The 16,004-nt window shown below is 65.7% G+C and carries 13 protein-coding genes; 7 read left to right on the plus strand and 6 right to left on the minus strand.

What is annotated here, in order from left to right:
- Positions 1-3 precede the first annotated feature (3 nt).
- The 6 genes from edd to P0Y64_14485 all read right to left on the minus strand — a co-directional run bounded on the left by edd (position 4) and on the right by P0Y64_14485 (position 5,694).
- Positions 4-1,815 carry a phosphogluconate dehydratase gene (gene edd / locus P0Y64_14460; GenBank protein ID WEK42576.1) on the minus strand — a complete coding sequence of 604 codons (1,812 nt, stop codon included), beginning with the start codon at positions 1,813-1,815 and terminating at the stop codon, positions 4-6.
- Between the two features lie 106 nt (positions 1,816-1,921).
- Positions 1,922-2,629 carry a 6-phosphogluconolactonase gene (gene pgl, locus P0Y64_14465; protein WEK42577.1) on the minus strand — a complete coding sequence of 236 codons (708 nt, stop codon included), beginning with the start codon at positions 2,627-2,629 and terminating at the stop codon, positions 1,922-1,924.
- A gap of 34 nt (positions 2,630-2,663) precedes the next feature.
- Positions 2,664-4,130 carry a glucose-6-phosphate dehydrogenase gene (gene zwf, locus P0Y64_14470; protein WEK42578.1) on the minus strand — a complete coding sequence of 489 codons (1,467 nt, stop codon included), beginning with the start codon at positions 4,128-4,130 and terminating at the stop codon, positions 2,664-2,666.
- Between the two features lie 13 nt (positions 4,131-4,143).
- Positions 4,144-5,064: an N-acetyl-gamma-glutamyl-phosphate reductase gene (argC, locus tag P0Y64_14475; GenBank protein ID WEK42579.1), complete on the minus strand. Its 921-nt coding sequence runs from the start codon at positions 5,062-5,064 to the stop codon at positions 4,144-4,146.
- The gene (locus tag P0Y64_14480; protein ID WEK42580.1) at positions 5,061-5,222 is read right to left on the minus strand and encodes an SH3 domain-containing protein; all 162 of its coding nucleotides are present in this window, start codon (positions 5,220-5,222) and stop codon (positions 5,061-5,063) included. Before P0Y64_14480 ends, argC begins: the two co-directional genes overlap by 4 nt.
- Positions 5,223-5,322: 100 nt before the next feature.
- Positions 5,323-5,694 carry a MarR family transcriptional regulator gene (locus tag P0Y64_14485; protein ID WEK42581.1) on the minus strand — a complete coding sequence of 124 codons (372 nt, stop codon included), beginning with the start codon at positions 5,692-5,694 and terminating at the stop codon, positions 5,323-5,325.
- Positions 5,695-5,897: 203 nt separating this feature from the next.
- On the opposite strand from P0Y64_14485, the gene secG reads away from it, so the two are divergent.
- The 7 genes from secG (at position 5,898) to P0Y64_14520 (ending at position 15,977) form a co-directional block, all read left to right on the plus strand.
- Positions 5,898-6,263, plus strand: a complete 366-nt coding sequence (gene secG / locus P0Y64_14490; GenBank protein ID WEK45061.1) for a preprotein translocase subunit SecG — start codon at positions 5,898-5,900, stop codon at positions 6,261-6,263.
- A gap of 87 nt (positions 6,264-6,350) precedes the next feature.
- Positions 6,351-7,985 (plus strand): CTP synthase, encoded by a 1,635-nt coding sequence (locus P0Y64_14495; GenBank protein WEK42582.1) that lies wholly within the window; start codon positions 6,351-6,353, stop codon positions 7,983-7,985.
- 28 nt (positions 7,986-8,013) lie between these two features.
- On the plus strand, positions 8,014-8,691 hold the full coding sequence (locus P0Y64_14500; protein ID WEK42583.1) for a response regulator transcription factor: 678 nt from the start codon (positions 8,014-8,016) through the stop codon (positions 8,689-8,691).
- Positions 8,681-10,045, plus strand: a complete 1,365-nt coding sequence (locus P0Y64_14505) for a HAMP domain-containing sensor histidine kinase (protein ID WEK42584.1) — start codon at positions 8,681-8,683, stop codon at positions 10,043-10,045. Before P0Y64_14500 ends, P0Y64_14505 begins: the two co-directional genes overlap by 11 nt.
- Positions 10,046-10,166: 121 nt before the next feature.
- Positions 10,167-13,403, plus strand: a complete 3,237-nt coding sequence (locus P0Y64_14510) for an efflux RND transporter permease subunit (GenBank protein WEK42585.1) — start codon at positions 10,167-10,169, stop codon at positions 13,401-13,403.
- Positions 13,404-13,627: 224 nt separating this feature from the next.
- Complete coding sequence (locus P0Y64_14515) at positions 13,628-14,554, plus strand: efflux RND transporter periplasmic adaptor subunit (GenBank protein WEK42586.1); 927 nt, start codon at positions 13,628-13,630, stop codon at positions 14,552-14,554.
- Positions 14,547-15,977, plus strand: a complete 1,431-nt coding sequence (locus P0Y64_14520; GenBank protein ID WEK42587.1) for an efflux transporter outer membrane subunit — start codon at positions 14,547-14,549, stop codon at positions 15,975-15,977. Before P0Y64_14515 ends, P0Y64_14520 begins: the two co-directional genes overlap by 8 nt.
- Positions 15,978-16,004 lie beyond the last annotated feature (27 nt).

Genomic DNA, 16,004 nt, shown 5'->3' on the forward strand with positions numbered 1-16,004 from the left:
CACCTAAAGCCCCGCACCCGCGAGTATCGCGCTCGCGCCTTTTTCAGCTTCGTCGGCCAGGCCTCTGAACATACCGAACAATTCCCGCCCGAAGCCGTCGGCTGGAGCGGGCGCCGGCGCCTGTTCGCGCGAGGCCCATTCGACGGGATCGACCAATGCATCGAGCGTGCCCGCCACCGCGTCGAGCCGGATCAGATCACCGTCGCGTATCAGCCCGATCGCGCCGCCGCCCAATGCCTCCGGCGAGGAATGGATCGCGCACGGCACCTTGCCGCTCGCACCAGACATGCGACCGTCGGTGACAAGAGCGACCCGGAAACCCTTGTTTTGCAACACACCGAGCGGCGGGGTGAGTTTGTGCAGCTCCGGCATCCCATTGGCGCGTGGACCCTGATAGCGGACAACCACCACCACATCGCGTTCCAGCTCGCCGCGCTGGAACGCACTTAGCACCTCAAGCTGATCGTCGAACACGCGCGCGGGCGCCTCGATGATCCAGCGATCACGCTCGACGGCTGAAACCTTGATGCAGGCCCGGCCGATATTGCCCTGCAGGATGCGCATCCCGCCATCCGGTGAGAATGGGGCATCGGCGGGGCGCAGGATCGTATCGTCGCCACTCGCGCCCGGATCGCGCCAGATGAGCTTGTCATCATCCAGCGCGGGCTTGCGCGCGGCTTCCGCCAGCGTGTCGCCGCCGGCGGTCACGATATCGCCGTGGAGATGACCGCTGGCGATCAGTTCGCGGATCACGAACGGCATCCCACCCGCTTCCTCGAATGCGTTCACGTCCGCCGCGCCATTGGGATAGACTCGTGCGATCAGCGGCACCGCGCCGGAAAGCCGGTCGAAATCCTCCCAATCGATCACGATACCCGCCGCGCGCGCGATGGCGGGAACGTGAAGCAGATGGTTGGTCGATCCCCCCGTCGCGAGCAGGCCTACCGCCGCATTGACGATCGCGCGCTCATCGACGCAGGCACCCAGCGGACGATAATTCGCGCCGCGCCAGCCAAGCCCGGCGACGCGGTGGACCGCGGCGCGGGTGAGTTCCTGCCGCAGCTTGGTGTTGGGGTTGACGAAGGCAGCGCCCGGGATGTGCAGCCCCATTACCTCCATCATCATCTGATTGGTGTTGGCCGTGCCAAAGAAGGTGCAGGTGCCGGGCCCGTGATAGGCCGCGATCTCCGCCTCCAGCAGTTCCTCGCGCCCGCATTCGCCGGTCGCATAGCGTTCGCGCACCGCCGCCTTGGCCTTGTTCGGCAAGCCGGAGGGCATTGGCCCACCGGGGACGAGCAGTATCGGCAAATGGCCGAAGCGCAGGGCGCCCATCAACAGGCCCGGCACGATCTTGTCGCAGATGCCGAGCAGCAGCGCGCCCTCGAACGTGCCGTGGGAAAGCGCCACCGCCGTGGCCAATGCAATCGTGTCGCGGCTGAACAGCGACAGCTCCATGCCGGGATAGCCCTGCGTCACGCCGTCGCACATCGCGGGCACGCCGCCCGCGACCTGCGCCGTGGCGCCAACCTCGCGCGCCCACAGCTTCATCAGCTCGGGATAGCGATAATAGACCGCATGGGCGGACAGCATGTCGTTATAGGCGGTGACGATGCCGATATTCATGCCGGCATCGGCCTTCATCGCCTCGCGATCCTCCGGCGTGCCGGCATAGGCATGGGCGAGATTGGCGCAGCCGAGCGAGGGACGTCCGATCCATGCTTCGCGCCCGCGCTCCAGCAGCGAGAGATAGCGCGCGCGGCTATCACGACTGCGCTGGATGATGCGATCGGTGACCGCGCTGACGACCGGATTCATGATATTTTCCTACCCTGTTCGGGGCGAGCTTGTCCAAGAGCATAACGCCCTGATCAGCTTGCGATGGCTCGACCCGAACCGATGGAGAGAGGTGCGCGCCGGGAGCTTATGGCGCCCAGTGGATATCCACCGGCAATTCCGCATCCGCCAGAACGCGCCCGATCGGATAGGGCGATCCGGCGCCTTCAGCGATCGCATTCTCGATCACCTTCTTCTTCGCCGCCCCGGTTACCGCGATCATCAACGCACGCGCGGTGACGATGCCCTGACGGGAGATGGTGACGCGGGCCACCGGCGCCTCGGGCGGAAGCGGATCGGGCATCACGCCCAACGCGCGGCGCTCGCGCGGGCCGTTCAGCGCCTCATCATAATCGGGGCCGGGAAAGATCGAGGCGGTGTGTCCGTCCCCGCCGACGCCGAGCAGACACAGATCGAGCGGCCAGTGCAGATCCTGCAACAGCGCATCGGCCGAGCGGCCGGCGGCCTTGTAATCGTCCATCGCCTTGGGAACGATCGGGATCACCCGCGCACCCTTGGGAATGAAGGTCTTGCCCAGCATCGTGACGTTCGACAGCGGATCGCCCAGCGGCACCACGCGCTCATCGGTCGGCAGGATCGTCACGCGCTTCCAGTCGAGCTTGGTCGCGGCGAGCTTTTCGTAGATCGGCACCGGCGTCTTGCCGCCGGCAAGCGCGATCACCGCCGCGCCGCGCGCGTCGATCGCGCTTTCGATGATGAAGCCGATATCGCCCGCGACCGCCGCAGCGAACTCGGCCGCGTCGTCATATTCCCACCATTCGATTTCGTCGCTCATGTCTCTTCCCGTAGCGGCATATGCCGCGAATTAATTAGTCGTCCTGCCAGGTCACGCCGTCGCGCTCGGTCAGCGCGATCGCGGCGGAGGGGCCCCAGGTGCCGGCCGGATAGTGTTTAGGCTTCATATCGTTCGCGGCCCAGCCGGCGCGGATCGCATCGATCCACGTCCATTGCGCCTCCACTTCGTCGCGGCGGACGAACAGGGTCTGATCGCCCTCGATCAGATCGAGCAGCAGCCGTTCATAGGCGATGCGCCGGCGCTTGCCCGCGAACTCCGCATCGAGGCTGAGGTTCAGTGGCACTTCGCGCAGGCGGATGCCGTCGCGATCGAGCCCCGGCTCCTTCGCCATGACGAGCAGCTGGATATATTCCTCCGGCTGCAAGCGGATGATCAGCATATTCGGCTGGAGCAACCCGCCGCGCCCGGCGAACATCGAATGCGGCACAGGCTTGAACTGGATCGCGATTTCGGAGCGCCGAGCGGGCATCCGCTTGCCGGTGCGCAGATAGAAGGGCACGCCCTGCCAGCGCCAGTTATCGACATGCGCCTTCACCGCGACGAACGTTTCGGTGTTCGAATCTCGTCCCAGCTCTTCGTCGTAACCCTTTACGATTTCTCCGTTCACGGCGCCGCCGGTATATTGGCCGATGACCGTGTTGTGCGGCACCTCCTCCGGCTTCATCTGGCGGAGTGAGCGGAATACCTTGGCCTTTTCGTCGCGGATCGCGCCGGTGTCGAACCGGGCGGGCGGCTCCATCGCGATCAGCGCGACGAGCTGCAACATATGGTTCGCCACCATGTCGCGCAGCGCGCCGGCGCCATCGTAATAGCTGGCGCGCGCCTCCAGCCCGACCGTTTCGGACACGGTGATCTGCACATTGTCGATCCCGCGCGCATTCCACACCGGCTCGAAGAACGAATTGCCGAAACGCAGCGCGAGGATGTTCTGCACCGTCTCCTTGCCGAGATAGTGATCGATACGGAAGATACGGTCCTCAGGGAAAACCTGCGCCACCGTGTCGTTGATCTCGCGGCTTGAGACGAGATCATAGCCAAGCGGCTTTTCCAGCCCGATGCGCACCGTATCGCCCGCAAGGCCAACCGACTTGAGGCCCCTTACCGCCGGCTCGAACAGCGACGGCGCGGTCGACAGGAAGATCGCGAGGCCGCCCGATACATCGCCCACCTTGTCGGCGAGCGGTTGGAACGTCTTGGCATCGGCAAGGTCCGCCGGCTGATAGAACAGCCGATCGAGGAAGCCATCAACGGCCTTCTCGTCCTTGCGATCGGCGGGAAGGAACTTGTCGAGCGCCTCCTTGGCGAATTTGCGAAAGTCCTTGTCGGCCAGCTCTGAACGCGCGGAGCCAGTGATCGTGAGCCCGGGCGGCAACAGGCCATCGGCATGCAAGCCATACAGCGAGGGCAACAGCATGCGCTGTGCCAGATCGCCGGTGGCTCCGAACAGCAGGAGCTTGGAAACGGGGTTGCGCTGCATCATCTCTCCCGAAGGATCAGAGGGTCAGGCCGGCGAGCGGGTCCAGTCCGGCCATCAGGTTCAAGCTCTGCACCGCGGCGCCCGAGGCGCCCTTGCCGAGATTGTCGTACGTGGCGATCAGGCGTGCATGGCCGTTCGCGGCATTGCCGAAAACGTGGAGCGTCATGCGGTCGGTGCCGGCATCTTCCTCGATGCGGATCATCGATTCATCCGATTGCGGCGCCACGCGGATCACGCCGCCATGCGCATAAGCGGCCGTGAGCGTGTCACGGATTGCATCGAGCGACGGCGAACCGGGGATCGCGGCGAGCGGCAGCGCCACTTCGCCAAGCATCCCGCGATGGACAGCGGCGACGGCGGGTAGGAACACCGGCGCGGCGGCAAGCCCGGCATGGTCGCGCATTTCCGGCAGATGCTTGTGCGCGAGGCTGAGCCCGTAAGCGCGATAAGCGGTGGCGGCGGCCCCGCTTTCGAACTCCGCGATCATCGCCTTTCCACCCCCGGAATAGCCCGAAGCGCCGGAATAGATCAGCGGCCAATCGGCGGGGATCAGCCCGGCGCGCACCAGCGGCGCGACGAGCGCGAGAAAGCCGCTCGGCCAACAGCCCGGATTGGAGACCAGCCGCGCATTCGCCACGTCGAAGCCGAGTTCGGGGAAGCCATAGGTCCACCCATCTGCCACCCGATGCGCGCTCGATGCGTCGATAACGCGTGTGCGCGGGTTATCGATCAGCGCGACCGCTTCGCGCGCAGCGTCGTCGGGCAGGCAGAGGATGACGAAATCGGCATCGTTCAGCGCCTCGCGCCGAGCCTCGCGATCCTTGCGCCGGGCCTCATCGAGTATGACCAGCGAAAGTCCGTCGCGTCCTTCGAGCCGCTCGCGGATCTCAAGGCCCGTGGTGCCGACCGCGCCGTCGATGAAAACCGAGGCGGTCATTCCGGCTGCCCCAGGATTGCGGCGTCGAGATAGCCGACGAGCCCGTGCCGCGTCGCGATTCCCCAGCCGTCGCCGCCGGTCACGTCGAGCAGCTCGAACGGCTCCCCGGCGGCCAGCGTCGCAAGTGCTTCGGAATCAGCCGAGCGGCCTGCGCGCAAGGTAGCTTCCGTCGAAACGGTTCGTGCCACGGCGGCGGCGTAATGCGGCGCAAAGACGTAAGCGGCGAGCCGGACATCGGCGATGTCTGGCCGTACCGCGTTAGTCCGCGGGTCGAGCGGGCGTGAGCGACCCGTCAATGCGAACGTCCTGGGCGCGCCCCGTGGTTCGGACGGGCGATCGCCTTGCGTCGCCGATGAGTTGGCCGAACTCCTCAAGAAAATTTGCCCCTTCGGATGTCTGCGCGACAAAGATATTGCGCTTGTCGCTGTCGTCGCGCTGACGGCGCAGATAGCCGAGCGCGCCCAATCTATTCAAGGCGCGCGTGACAACCGGTTTCGAGACATTCAGATTTTGCGCGAGTCCCCGCACTGTATGAGGGCCCGGGTTGATATAAACCACGAGGAGCAGCGCCATCTGGCGATTGGTGAGATCCGGCTCCCCGGACCGCACATAATCCACCAGAGTGCTCATCCACGAACTCAACGCACGCTTGGAAAAACTCGGCACTGGGACAATCCGATACACAGGGGGCAGGGTGGACATTTCCATTCCGCTTAAACGCCGGAGTGCGTCACTGGTTTCAGGGGTGTATCGAATTGCCGACGGTTGATGTTGGCGGTGCGCTCGCCTATGTGCCCGGCGGTCAGCCCGAGGGCCGTTTTTCCGGAATCCAGATGTTCAGCTTTCTCCTCGTCGTTCATGCCATTATCGCCGCCGCGCTGGTGACGGTGATCCTGATGCAGCGATCGGAGGGCGGCGGGCTCACCACGGGCGGCAGCCCGGCTGGCCTGATGTCGGCGCGGGGGGCAGCGGATTTTCTGACCCGCGCGACCGCGGTGCTCGCCACCTTGTTCGTGGCGCTTTCGATCATCCTGGCGGTGGTCTCGGCGACGCATCGTTCCACTTCGGTCGACACGTCGCTGCAACGCGCGCCGGTGACGCAACAGGCGCCACAGCCGGCAAGCGGCGCCCCGGCGGCAGCGGCGCCGCAGGAGCAGGCTCCCCCGGCGGCTGATAACGGCGTGCCGCTCGCGCGCTGATTTTTTCGGTTCGTGCTGATTTCTTCGCGCTTGCGTGATCGCAGGCGCTTGTCCTTTTCACTGGTTCAAGGCTAGGCGTTACCTCCCATGGCGCGGTTCATTTTCATCACCGGCGGCGTGGTCTCCTCGCTCGGCAAGGGTCTCATGGCAGCATCGCTCGCAGCGTTGTTGCAAGCACGCGGATATCGCGTGCGCATCCGCAAGTTCGATCCGTATCTCAACGTCGATCCGGGGACGATGAGCCCCTACCAGCACGGCGAGGTTTATGTGACTGACGACGGGGCGGAAACCGACCTCGATCTCGGCCATTATGAACGGTTCACCGGGGTAGCGGCGCGTCAGAGCGACAACATTACCTCTGGCCGAATCTATCAACAGATCATCCAGCGCGAACGGCGTGGCGACTATCTCGGCGCGACGGTGCAGGTGATTCCCCACGTTACCGATGCGATCAAGGATTTCGCCAAGGCGGAGACGGACGATCTCGATTTCGTGCTGTGCGAAATCGGCGGCACGGTGGGCGACATCGAGTCGCTGCCGTTCATCGAATCGATTCGCCAGCTCAAGAACGAGGTTGGTCGCGGCAATGCGATCTCGATCCACGTTACGCTGGTGCCGTATATCGCGGCGGCGGGCGAGCTGAAGACCAAGCCGACGCAGCATTCGGTGCGCGAACTGGCGGCGCTGGGCGTACAGCCCGATGTGCTGGTCTGCCGTTGTGAACAGCCGCTGCCGGCGGGCGAGCGCGCCAAAATCGCGCTGTTCTGCAACGTTCCCGAATCCGCCGTCATCCCGGCGCTGGATGCGAAGAGCATCTATGCGGTGCCACTGCAATATCATGCCGAGGGGCTCGATTCGGAAGTGCTGCGCGCTTTCGGCATCACGCCATCCTCGCCGCCCGATCTGTCGCGCTGGTCCGAGATTGTCGATCGCCTGACCAATCCGGAGGGCGAGGTGACGATCGGCGTGGTCGGCAAATATGTCGGCCTTCAGGACGCGTACAAATCGCTCAACGAAGCGCTGGTCCATGGCGGGATCGCGAATCGGGTGAAGGTCAATATCCGCTGGATCGATGCGGAGCTGTTCGAGGGCGACGACGCGGAAATCGCCGCGCACCTTGAACCGTGCAACGCCATCCTCGTCCCCGGCGCGTTCGGAGAGCGCGGCGCGGAGGGCAAGATCGCAAGCGTGCGCTTCGCCCGTGAGCGTGAAATTCCCTATTTCGGTATCTGTTTCGGCATGCAGATGGCCTGCGTCGAGGGCGTCCGCGATCTCGGCGGCATCCCCAATGCCTCTTCGACCGAATTCGGGCCGACGGACGAGCCGGTGGTCGGTCTCATCACCGAATGGATGGGCCGCGACGGGCTGGAGAAGCGCGAATCGACCGGCGATCTCGGCGGCACGATGCGACTGGGCGCTTATGAGGCATCGCTGAGCGGCAACAGCCGCATCGCCTCCATCTATGGCGCCACGACGATCCATGAGCGGCATCGCCATCGCTATGAGGTCAACACCGCCTATCGCGAGGTGATGGAGCAGGGTGGGCTGGTCTTCTCCGGCATGTCGCCGGATGGCACGCTGCCGGAAATCGTCGAGCGGCCGGATCATCCGTGGTTCGTCGGCGTCCAGTTCCACCCGGAGCTGAAATCCAAGCCGTTCGATCCGCACCCGCTGTTTGCGAGCTTCATCGAGGCCGCCCTGAAACAGAGCCGACTGGTCTAACCGGCGGCTCGCGGGTTATCGTTACGCGATGGCCCGCATTCTGGTGATCGAGGACGACGACAGCACCGCGCGGGAAATCGCGGCGGAGCTGGCGGCGCACGGGCACGACGTCGTTACCGTCGATAACGGCGCGATCGGGCTGGAGCGCGCCACCCGCGAAAGCTTCGATGCGATCACGCTCGATCGCATGCTCCCCGGCATGGAGGGGCTGGAGGTCGTCGGCATCCTGCGCGAACGCCGCGTCGCGGTGCCGGTGCTGATGATCAGCGCGCTGAGCGATGTCGATGAACGGATCGCCGGCCTGCGCGCGGGCGGCGACGACTATCTCGTCAAACCCTTTGCCCCCAACGAGATGGCGATGCGCGTGGAGGTGCTGATCCGCCGCCATCGTGAGCGTGCTGACGTCATGGTGCTGCGCGCCGGTGATATCGAGCTAAACCTCGCGCGCCGAACCGTGAGCGTCGCCGGTGTGCCGGTGCGATTGCTGCATATGGAATTCCGGCTGCTCGAATTTCTGATGCGCAATCGCGGGGAGACGGTGAGCCGCCGCATCATCTTCGAACAGGTGTGGGGTTATTATTTCGATCCCGGCGCGAACCTCATCAACGTGCATATCGCGCGGCTGCGCAAGAAGCTCGATTCGGCGGGCGCGCCGTCCGCGATCGCGACGGTGAAGGGCGAGGGCTATCGGCTCGATGCTGGCTGACCGGCTGCGCTTCGCGGATATCCGCCGCACCAGCGCGTTCCGGCTGACGGCGATGCTGGGCGCGACCTTTGCGGTGGGCATCGTGTTGTTGCTCGGCACGATCTATCTGTTGACCGCGAAGGAACTGACCAGTCGCAGCGATCGCATCCTCGCCGACATCGCGGGCCGGGTGCTGGCGACCCCGGCGCAGGCGCTACCGGAACGCGTCCGGCTGGAAAGTGCGCGCGACGAGCCGGGGCTCAATTATTTCGGGCTGATCAGTGGCGATGGCGAGCGGATCGCCGGCACGCTCTCCGCCCCGCCGTCGCTCGACTATGACCGCCCGGTCGATGTGGAGGATGCGGACGGCGGGATCGGTGACATCAGGCTGCTCGCCCGGCGCACCGTCAGTGGCGAGACGCTGCTGGTAGGCCGCGACATCAGCCAGATCCGCGACCTGCGGCTGAGGATGCTGGAGATACTGGTGTGGAGCGGGCTCGCGATCGTGCTGGGGGTCGGCCTCACCGCAATTGGCCTCAGCATCGCGCCGCTGCGGCGGGTGCGCGATCTTCAGGCAGCGAGCCGGGCGATCGCGGCGGGCGATCTGGCGACGCGGATGCCGATCGCGGGGCGGCACGACGAACTCGATCTGTTCGCCGATACGGTGAACGCGATGGTGGAGGATGTCGCGCGGACGATCGCGCAGGTGAAGGGGGTGACCGATGCGATCGCCCACGATCTGCGCACGCCGCTGACCCGCGTGCGGGCCGGGCTGCATCGCATCGCGCTCGATGACGCCCTGCCGCCGGATCGGCGCGAACGGCTGGGCGACGCGGTGGACGATCTCGATACGGTGCTGGAGCGTTTTGCCGCGCTGCTGCGCATTTCCGAACTGGAGGCGGGGCATCGTCGCGCGGGTTTCGCGCCGATCGATCTCGGTACGATCGCATCGCGAGTGGGGGAGCTTTACGAACCGCTGGCAGAGGATAGCGGCATCACGCTGACCATCGCCTGCGCGCCGTTGCCCATCCATGGCGATGAGAAATTGCTGTTCGAGGCGATCAGCAACCTTATCGACAATGCGATCAAGTTCGGCCGCGCGGGCGGGCGTGTCATCGTGTCCACTACCGAAGGCGCCGCCTGGCATCTCGATGTGCGCGACGACGGGCCCGGCATCCCCGCCGACGAGCGCGAAGCGGTGCTGCGGCGCTTTCATCGCGGCAGCAACAGCGCGAGCGCACCCGGATCGGGGCTGGGGCTGAGCGTCGTTTCCGCAATCCTCGGCCTCCACGGGCTGCGGCTCGATCTGCTCGACGCGCAGCCGGGCCTGATCGCGCGCATCCGTGCGATGGAGACGTCACCTTCCGCGAGGTGAAATTCATTTCACTCGCCAATCCCCGCGCGTGAGCAGATTAGGCCGCTTCGTCGCCGGCGTCCCCGGACACCCCCCTCGTCCGGGGCGCCGTCGACAATCGTGACCGGTCATCGGGAAGCACATGCTCCAGCTCGTCAAGATCGCGCTCAGCAAGCCATATACGTTCGTCGTGCTCGCCATCATGATCCTGTTGTTCGGCGGGGCGGCGGCGCTGCGCACGCCGACCGATATCTTCCCGGACATCAAAATTCCGGTGATCGCGGCGGTGTGGACCTATCGCGGGCTGCCGCCGGAGGACATGGCCGGGCGGGTCGTATATTATTACGAACGCTCGCTTTCCTCGACCGTCAACGATATCGATCACATCGAAAGCCAGTCGCTCGCCGGGATCGGCGTGGTGAAGATCTTCTTCCGCCCCGGCGTCGATATCCGCACCGCGACGGCGCAGGTGACGGCCGCGTCGCAGACCGTGCTGAAGCAGATGCCGCCGGGCATCACGCCGCCGATGGTGTTGAATTACAACGCCTCGACCGTGCCGATCCTGCAACTCGCGCTGTCGGGGAAGGGGCTGTCCGAGCAGAAGATTTATGACCTCGGGCAGAACTTCATCCGCCCCTCGCTCGCTTCGGTGCAGGGCTCCGCGATCCCGTCGCCTTATGGCGGCAAGGAGCGGCAGATCCAGATCGATATCGATCCCGCGGCGCTGGCGGCACACCGCCTGTCCGCGACTGACGTGGCGGCGGCGCTGGCGGCGCAGAACCAGATCGTCCCCGCCGGCACCGCCAAGATCGGCCAGTACGAATACAATCTGAAGCTCAATAACAGCCCGTCGGTGATCGACGATCTCAACCGCCTGCCGATCAAGACGGTCGATGGCGCAACGGTGACGATCGGTGATGTCGCGCATGTTCGCGACGGATCGCCGCCGCAACGCAATGTGGTGCGCGTCGACGGCGGCCGCGCGGTGCTGATGACGGTGCTGAAAAGCGGCTCCGCCTCGACCATCGCGATCGTCGATCAGGTGAAGGCGCTTTTGCCCAAGCTGCGCGAGACGTTGCCGGCATCGCTCAACGTGAATCTGCTGGCGGATCAATCCCTGTTCGTGAAGGCTGCCGTATCAGGCGTGGTGCGTGAAGGGATGATCGCGGCCGCGCTGACCAGCCTGATGATCCTGCTGTTTCTCGGCTCGTGGCGCTCGACGGTGATCATCGCGACGTCGATCCCGCTCGCTATCCTCGCGGCGATCGCTGGGCTGGCGGCAGCGGGGCAGACGCTCAACATCATGACATTGGGTGGGCTGGCGCTCGCGGTCGGCATCCTTGTCGATGATGCGACGGTAACGATCGAGAACATCAATTGGCATCTCGAACAGGGCAAGCCGGTGCGCCAGTCGATCCTTGATGGGGCGCAGCAGATCGTGGGACCGGCGTTCGTCTCGCTGCTGTGCATCTGCATCGCCTTCCTGCCGATGTTCTTCCTGCCGGGGGTCGCCGGCTTCCTGTTCGCGCCGATGGCGATGGCGGTGGTGTTCGCGATGATTGCCTCGTTCGTGCTCTCGCGAACATTGGTGCCGACGATGGGCAATTACCTGCTGCGCGATCACGCCACGCCGCACACGATCGAGGTGATGGCGACGCATGACGCAAAGGCGGGACGGCCGAATACGCGCAATCCGCTACGGCGCTTTCAGCACGGGTTCGAGGCGCGTTTCGAGCGGGTGCGGACCTGGTATCTAGCCGTGCTGGAATTCGCGCTCGCGCGACGCAAGCCCTTCGTGATCGGCTTTCTTGCCGTGGTGCTGCTGTCGTTCGCGCTGGTGCCGATGCTGGGGCGGAATTTCTTCCCGGCGGTCGATTCGGGGCAGATCAATCTCCACGTCCGCGCGCCGGTCGGCACGCGCCTGGAGGAGACTGCGGCGCTGTTCGACCATATCGAGGATCGCATCCGGCAGGTCGTGCCGCCCGATCAGCTCGGCGCGATCGTCGATAATATCGGCCTGCCAGTGAGCGGGATCAACCGCGCCTATTCGAACACCGGCGGGGTCGGTCCGCAGGACGGCGATATCCTGATCACATTGAAAGAGGGGCATGCGCCGACCGCTGGCTATGTCCGCAAGCTGCGGCCGGTGTTGGCGAGCGCTTTCCCCGGATCGACCTTCTCCTTCCTGCCAGCCGATATCGTTACCCAGATCCTGAACTTCGGCGCGCCCGCACCGATCGACGTGCAGGTCGCGGGGCCGGACACGAAGGGTGGTGAGACCTATGCCCGGCAGCTTGCCGCACGGATGAGCCGTATCCCCGGCATCGCCGATGTGCGCGTGCAACAGGCGGAGAATTATCCCGAACTCGGTTTCAACGTCGATCGCGCACAGGCTGATCGTGTGGGCATCACCGAGAATGACGTGACCCGCAACCTTTCGGTCGATCTTGCCGGCAGCTTCCAGATCGCGCCGACCTTCTGGCTCAATCCCAAAAACGGCGTGTCCTATCCGATCGTGGTGCAGGCGCCGCAATATCGCACCGAAAGCCTGTCGCAGCTCGATAACCTGCCGGTATCGGGCGCGAATCCCGGATCATTTCAGGTGCTCGGCGCGCTCGGCACGCTGCATCGCGAGGCGAGTTCGGCGGTGGTGTCGCATTATGCGGTGCAGCCGGTGTTCGACGTCTATGCGACGACGCAGGGGCGCGATCTCGGCGCGGTGGCGGGCGATATCCAGAAGGTGCTGAAGGATACGCATAGCGCGGTGCCCAAGGGCGCGACGGTGGCGCTGCGCGGGCAGGTGGAGACGATGAACACCGCCTTCACCGGGCTGCTGATCGGTCTCGCCGGGGCGATCGTGCTGATCTATCTGCTGATCGTCGTCAATTTCCAGAGCTGGCTCGATCCGTTCGTGATCATCTCCGCGCTGCCGGCGGCGCTCGCCGGGATCGTGTGGATGCTGTTCGCGACGCACACGCCGCTATCCGTGCCGGCACTGACCGGGGCGATCATGTGCATGGGCGTGGCGACCGCGAACAGCGTGCTGGTGGTGAGTTTCGCCCGCGAGCGGCTGGAAGCGTGCGGCGATGCGTTTCGCGCCGCGATCGAAGCAGGAGCGACACGCTTCCGCCCGGTGCTGATGACCGCGCTGGCGATGATCATCGGCATGGCCCCGATGGCGCTGGGGCTGGGCGAGGGGGGCGAGCAGAATGCCCCGCTCGGCCGTGCCGTGGTTGGCGGGCTGATCTGCGCGACCATCGCCACGTTGGTGTTCGTTCCCGTCGTCTTTGCGATGGCCCATGGCCGCAAGCGGCCGGCCGACACGATCGATCCTTCCCTTCCGCAACACGATCCCATTGGAGACCCGGTTCATGCCTGAAGAGGCGAGTGCAGCCGCCCCGCGCGGGCTGAAGACGGCGGCCATCGCCGCTGCCCTGCTCGCGGCAGTAGTGGTGGGCGCGGGCGCGCTGACGCGTTCGCATGATGTCGATGCCGCGACCAAGGTTTCCGACGCGCAGTCGATTCCCACCGTTCACCTGATCGCGGCGAAGGGCGGTGCGGCGACGGATACGCTCGACTTGCCCGGCACGATGCAGGCGTGGAATGCGGCCAAGCTTTACGCGCGAGGTCAGCGGGTATGTGCGCGGATGGTCGCAGGATATCGGTGCAACCGTCGCCGCCGGCACTCCGCTCGGCACGATCGACACGCCGGAACTGGATCAACAGATCGTCGAGGCGCGCGCTGCGCTGGCCAGCGCCAGGGCGCATGCCGGCCTCGCGCGCAGCACGGCGGCGCGCTGGAACGATCTGCTCACCACCGCTTCCGTTTCGAAACAGGAAGCGGATGAGAAAAACGGTGACCTTGCGGTGAAAATCGCAGCGGTGCGCGAGGCGCAGGCGGCGGTCGGCCGGTTGGAAGCCATGAAATCATTCGCCGTTGTCCGCGCGCCGTTCGCGGGCGTCGTCACCGCGCGCAACGCCGATATCGGAGACCTTGTCGGCCCCGGCAGCGGTGGCAGCCAGCAACCGATGTTCGCGGTCGCCGATACGCGGCGTATCCGCGTTTACGTAAGCGTACCGCAGGCGGATTCGGCGGCGGTTCATCCGGACATGGCGGCGACGCTTGCGGTGCCGGCATTTCCCGGACGCCGCTTCCCGGCACACGTTACCGGTACCTCCGGTGCGGTCGACGCGCAGACCGGAGCGTTTCAGGTCGAGCTTCAGGCAGACAATCCGGGCGACCTGTTGAAACCCGGCGGATTCGCGCAGGTGTCGCTCGATATTCCGGGGCAGAGCGGCGGCGTCGAGGTGCCGTCCAGCGTGCTGTTGTTCCGTGCTGGCGGGAGTGAGGTGGCGACGGTCGATGCGAACCAGCGGGTTCGGCTGCGCCATGTCCAGATCGGGCTGGATAAGGGGCAGACGGTGCAGATTCTCGCCGGCCTCCACGCGGACGAGCGGATCGTCGACAACCCGCCGGATTCGCTGGCGGAGGGCGAATTGGTGCGTGTCGGAGGCGGTGCGCGTGGCTAGGCGCCGGTTCGGTTCGATCGCGCTGGCGGCGGTGGCGTGCACAGTTGGCGGTTGCTCGCTGGCGCCAGCCTATCACCCGCCGACGATATCCACGCCCGCGCATTTCAAGGAAGACGGGACGTGGAAAACGGCGACCCCAGCCGCCGCGTTGCCGGCGCAGTGGTGGACGCTGCTCGGCGATCCGGAGCTTGATCGACTTGAGGAGCGCGTCGCCACCGGCAATCCCACGCTGGCGATCGCGCTGGCGCGCTACGATCAGGCGCGGGCCTATCTGCGCGAGGCGAAATCCGGGCTGATGCCGCAAATCGGGCTGAGCACGAACCTGACGAGCAACCGTCAGTCCGACGATCGCCCGCTGCGCGGATCGAACCAGCCGGACCTTTATGGCGCAGAGACGGTCGGCGGCGCGATCTCTTTCGATCCCGATCTGTGGGGCAGGGTGCGTAATTCGGTTGCGGCGGGCAAGGCCGAGATGGAGGCGAGTGGCGACACGCTGGCCGATGTGCGGCTGAGCCTTCAGGCGCAACTCGCGCTCGATTATGTCCGGCTGCGAGGGCAGGATCGGCAGCTTGCGTTGCTCGCTCAGTCGGTCGACGGCTTCCAGCAGGCGGACGCATTGGTCGAGCGTCGCTTCAATGGCGGCATTGCCTCGGGCGTCGATACCGCGCGGGCCGGATCGCTGCTGGAAGATGCGAGAGCCGAGGTGGAGGAGCTTCGCTCGGCACGCGCATTGACCGAGCACGCGATCGCGAGCCTCACCGGCACCCCGGCCTCAGACTTCACACTCGCCGCCGCTGACACGCGGTTCAGGATCGCGGCGATCCCGCCGGGGCTGCCTTCGACCTTGCTCGAACGACGACCCGATGTGGCTGCCGCCGAGCGAGAGGTCGCCGCCGCCAACTCACGGATCGGGGTGGCGAAGGCGGCATTCTTCCCGTCGATCATTCTGGGCGGAGCCGGTGGCTTCCAGAGCACCGCGCTCGCCGGGCTGATTTCCGCGCCGAACCTGTTCTGGTCGATCGGCCCGGGCGCGATCCTCAATCTGTTCGAGGGCGGGCGGCGGCACGCCAAATTAGCCGAGGCCAAGGCGAATTGGGCCGAGGCGACCGCGCGCTATCGTGCGCTAGTGCTGCAGGCGTTTCAGGACGTGGAGGATCAGCTCGTCCTGCTGGATCGGCTCGGCGCCGGGCAAGGCAATGAGGACAAGGCCGCGGATGACGCCGAGCAGGCGCAACGCATCGCGCTCAACCGTTATGTGAAGGGCGCGGCGACCTATCTCGACGTCGTCACTGCGCAGAGCACGGCGCTAACGCTGCGGCAGCGGGCGCTGTCACTGGAAACGCGCCGTGCGCAGGCAGAGGTGGGATTGATGCGCGCGCTCGGCGGCGGATGGGACGGGGCCGCGAAGAAGGTCGCTGGATAAACAAGACCAGTGGTTGGCCCGGGGGGC

This window comes from Candidatus Sphingomonas colombiensis, assembly GCA_029202845.1.
In the GTDB taxonomy this organism is placed as follows: domain Bacteria; phylum Pseudomonadota; class Alphaproteobacteria; order Sphingomonadales; family Sphingomonadaceae; genus Sphingomonas; species Sphingomonas colombiensis.